At 40.9% G+C, this 4,017-nt stretch carries 5 protein-coding genes; 3 read left to right on the top strand and 2 right to left on the bottom strand.

From position 1 onward, the window contains the following. The first annotated feature begins 386 nt into the window (after positions 1-386). Positions 387-581 carry a hypothetical protein gene (locus tag AB4496_RS03865; RefSeq protein WP_009846501.1) on the top strand — a complete coding sequence of 65 codons (195 nt, stop codon included), beginning with the start codon at positions 387-389 and terminating at the stop codon, positions 579-581. A gap of 229 nt (positions 582-810) precedes the next feature. Beyond that, positions 811-1,161 (top strand): hypothetical protein, encoded by a 351-nt coding sequence (locus AB4496_RS03870; protein ID WP_009846499.1) that lies wholly within the window; start codon positions 811-813, stop codon positions 1,159-1,161. Positions 1,162-1,405: 244 nt separating this feature from the next. Here AB4496_RS03870 and AB4496_RS03875 read toward each other — a convergent pair whose 3' ends face one another. Further along, a complete protein-coding gene (locus AB4496_RS03875) occupies positions 1,406-2,221 on the bottom strand; it encodes a tetratricopeptide repeat protein (RefSeq protein WP_009846498.1) in 816 nt (271 codons plus the stop codon). 160 nt (positions 2,222-2,381) lie between these two features. Further along, positions 2,382-2,675 (bottom strand): hypothetical protein, encoded by a 294-nt coding sequence (locus tag AB4496_RS03880; protein WP_009846497.1) that lies wholly within the window; start codon positions 2,673-2,675, stop codon positions 2,382-2,384. Between the two features lie 303 nt (positions 2,676-2,978). On the opposite strand from AB4496_RS03880, the gene AB4496_RS03885 reads away from it, so the two are divergent. After that, positions 2,979-3,962 (top strand): DUF3187 family protein, encoded by a 984-nt coding sequence (locus tag AB4496_RS03885; RefSeq protein WP_009846496.1) that lies wholly within the window; start codon positions 2,979-2,981, stop codon positions 3,960-3,962. The last annotated feature ends 55 nt before the right edge of the window (positions 3,963-4,017 follow it).

The following is a 4,017-nucleotide window of genomic DNA, read 5'->3' on the forward strand; positions in this document are numbered from 1 at the left end:
ATACAGTGTTATATGAATTATTGCAGAATGTTACTTGGGACAAGGTACAAAGCTTCGCTTTTTTTAGCATCATATTAATAGTTACAATGTACGCGTTGGTGGTGCTACCAATTTCGTTTGTATATAAATATTTCGCTGTACCGATCCTGTTAAAGGCGTCATCGGTAGATACTCTTTCAAGATTCTTTATATCTGAGTTAAATCGGTATGCGTACCTTGAATGTCGTGCTAATCGGAGCTGCTGACAAACGACTAAGAGTTATTCCCCACGCTCGGTATTTTTGGTTTGGGTGTAGTCCAGTGTTTATGGTGTTCTGGTTAAGTGTCTTGGCAAACATGACTCACACCTTAATATAGTGTTAAGTATACAGGAGATATTTTGAATTATGAGTGATGGAATAGTGGGCAAAGCAAAATTTCGCTGCTCAAAGTGTGGGGAGTTTTACGAAGAAGAAGTTACTTCTTTTGAAGTTACTGGTGGTTCAAGTAGGCAGATGGGGGATGAGAATGAATACACCGCAATAATCTCTGAAGAATGTCATAACTGTGGTTCCAGCTATGAGGTAGAGATGAAGGTTTGATAATACCCTATAGGTATTATCAATTACACATCTGAAAAATCGAGTGGCGTTGCAGAACTCGAAGCTGATTATGAGCTTTATGATACACCAGTACACGATAGCTCTAGGGTCATGGGGGCTGCAGCTGGAGGTGCAATATTTGGAGCATCAATTGGAGGCCCATTTGGCGCTATTATAGGTGGCATTTTAGGAGGCTTAATTGGAGACTCTGTAGCGAAAGGGGATAAAAATGGATAAAGCCATATATATTCCATCGGCTATATTGGGAGCTATCTTGATCTTAATATATACATACAGGTGTCACAGAGCGAAACGCGAGTTCAATCAGGCTGTAATGGTAAACGCCATACTTCAATCCAGTGGTATCATATGCGGTTTTTTGCTCATTCTAGGAACGTTTAATGATGATGCTAAAAAACTACTAAATGAAATTGATCTATACATATTAATCGCTGGTTTTGCGGTGACTGCAGCTTCAGTGAAAGGAATCTACAAGGATATATTCCTATCCACTGTAATCAAACCTCAAGAATCTAAAGCATCGCTAAAGCGTCAAGAGGAGGTCAAAACGAATCAGTAAACATAGCAAACTATTCAAGATTGATTTGCAACGCTTTGCATTTTTACCATTCGTTTGTTAAAGCAAACAAGATGGTTACAGCTTAGCGTTACGCATCACGCTCAAAACCTAAGTTCGATATTGGCAATTCAGTGTCATGCCAGTGGTGGTGGCTATATGACCCGAAAAATTTTTATTTCGCGGGGTGTAGCCGCGTTTGCGACCTTATAGGCTGCAGAAGAACCTAGGTTACTGAATTTACTGACTAGCTAGACAATAAAGATAGATGATATTTTGCGTAACTATTACCTTTAGATGCTGACGATTGTAACAGCAATATTGCTTTTTCTTTATCAACAGCTCCACCCTGCCCTCTCAAATAAAGCAATGCTAAGCGCAACTCACCTTTAGCATCTTCTAATTGTACAGCTTGTTTATAATACCGCTTCGCTTGCTCGTAATCCTGACCCACACCGTAACCATATTCATAGAGATACCCTAAGTGAACAAAAGCTAGGCTGTAAAACTGATTAGAAGATTTTTCAAACCAATATTTAGCTTTAGTGAAGTTCGTAGGTGTCCCATGCCCACGCTCATACATTTGAGCCAAATTATTTTGAGCATACATGTGGTTCTGTTCCGCAGCCTGCTTATACAAAGAGAAAGCCATCTCATAATTACCAAGCGTTGGAGATTGGCTATCATAAGATAATGCTAAATTATATATAGCATCCAAATTACCCTGAGCTACAGCCTGCTTGTACCACTCTTGTGCTTTGGGGTAATCCCTTTCTATAAAGTGGTATATCCAACCTATATTATTCATGCACGCTGGGTTGCTCACTTCAGGTGAAGTTAGATGCCAATCCAACAAGCTATTCAACGCTTTAGGGTTGCTATAATAATCAGAAGCTTTGATATCTTTACTGCAGCTTTTTTCTTCAAAAGAATAAATGGGTTCATGTTCAGTGCTCAAAATACTCACAGATTTTGGGCTACTTACACAACCCATGACTTGCTGGGTTAGCAATACGATGACTCCGGCTTTAAAAATGCTCTCCAAACCTATAACTTTTCCCACGAACCACAACTCCAAATTAATTATTCAGCAACGATACTATTGATCTCATCAATCTCTGCCATTGTGCCGCAAAAGCTGAGGCTTATTCAATCGAAATGCCGAAGATTACGATTCAACTTGAGTATAATTTCGATATGCAAGACGGCTGCCTTTAGAACATTCAATTATTGTAATGTTGATAACCAAATTGCACTCCTCCCAAATCTAGCCCTACACTCGATCTCGTTAGATAGCATCTCAGATATAAACTTCTCAAAAGAGAACTGGCCCAACTTGGTGACAAATCACATCGCTCAGCAATAAGTTGCGCTGTCACTTCTTCACCCTGCTTTATCGAATTAAATACCTTTAATTGGGTCTTGCTTAACTTCACCCATTTCACCTGGTGCGGGGCAAGTCGCGCAGCAGCCACTAAAGCGTGACTCACCTCACCTTTTTGCTCAAAATTACCCATACTAATACTGTCCTCTGCAATTATGATCTAGATGGTTTTTACTTGTTGATCTAATAGATCATTTTCAATGTGAACGTTTTTTAAAAATCAGCAATAAGACAGTCTCGCCAGCAATTTTTTAGCCACGAATGATAGGTTTCATATGCTAGCGGTAACTTCCCTGCCCCTCCTCTTTCCAGTCAAGCTGTATCAACTCAACTATTTGTCCTATCTCTTGTGAGTACGCCCTTCCAACTTATCTCTTACAAACGAGTTATTTAGAACTAAGCTATATAGAGGCAACGGAATGCGAATGAGGTGCATATGGGAAAACAGGCTGTCTTTATATCGTTCATACCACCTTTATCATTACTAATAGCAACTGTTGTTTTTACTCCAACCGCATGGGCCAACAAAGATTACGGCCCGCTAATCAGTTATACCCAAGCACCATTGCAGTCAGTTCGTCTTACTCCAACGCTCCGCTCTGGCTTTCCGCTCGAAGAAAACAAGCTTGAAGTATTTGCTTCTTTAACCGCCGCGAGTATATGGGCTAACTCTCACGACTATCATTTAGACTATTATCAGAATCAACTTCAAACAGGGCTGAAATGGCAACTAACAACAGCATGGCAAATAGAGTTCAACTACCGCTGGTTATACGCCGCCAACAATCACCTTGATAAAGTCATCATCAATTACCACGATCTATTTGGCATCGACCAAGCAGGGCGGGAACGTAAAGACAGACACCAATTTGATGTTTACGCGCCAAGCCATGGCATCAATATCAGTGACTTCTCTGGCGACACGCTGACAAGTGCTTTCACACTCTACACTCAATACCAAATCATAGACCTTGAAAACCACGGACTATCTTTTGGTGTCTCCCTCTATCATAACAACGTCAGCCACGGTGCATTTAAGGGAAACAGCACCGAACAAAGCGCTCAACTCAACTATGCATACCAACTCGACATCAATACCTTCTATACAAGCTTAGGGTTAGCGAATCAGTCCAGTAGAGAAGCAGAGAATAGCTTTTCGCATAAGAAGACGACATGGTCATGGATGGGCGGCTATCAACTCACGCTATTTGAAAACCATGAATTGCATCTTGAATACCGTTGGTATGAAGGCGCAGAAGATGGTGACACTGAGTTTTCAGAAGCCGCGAATGAAATGATGTTTGGCTATCGCTATCTCATGCAACGCTCGGCAGTTGAGATATCCATAATCGAGAACATCTTCAATATGGACAACTCCACCGATGTTGCCTTTCAATTGTCCTATCGGCACCAGTGGTAAACCCATTTCAGGACTGGACAGATAGTAGAATCAAAAAAGCCGAACGGTTAAGTTC

This window comes from Vibrio sp. 10N.222.46.A1 (assembly GCF_041473595.1).
In the GTDB taxonomy this organism is placed as follows: Bacteria; Pseudomonadota; Gammaproteobacteria; order Enterobacterales; family Vibrionaceae; genus Vibrio; species Vibrio tasmaniensis_A.

Bases quoted from the DNA above. Each gene is read 5' to 3' on its own strand.
- AB4496_RS03885 (WP_009846496.1), top strand. From the start codon at position 2,979: ATGGGAAAACAGGCTGTCTTTATATCGTTCATACCACCTTTATCATTA.
- AB4496_RS03865 (WP_009846501.1), top strand. From the start codon at position 387: ATGAGTGATGGAATAGTGGGCAAAGCAAAATTTCGCTGCTCAAAGTGT.
- AB4496_RS03870 (WP_009846499.1), top strand. From the start codon at position 811: ATGGATAAAGCCATATATATTCCATCGGCTATATTGGGAGCTATCTTG.
- AB4496_RS03880 (WP_009846497.1), bottom strand. From the start codon at position 2,675: ATGGGTAATTTTGAGCAAAAAGGTGAGGTGAGTCACGCTTTAGTGGCT.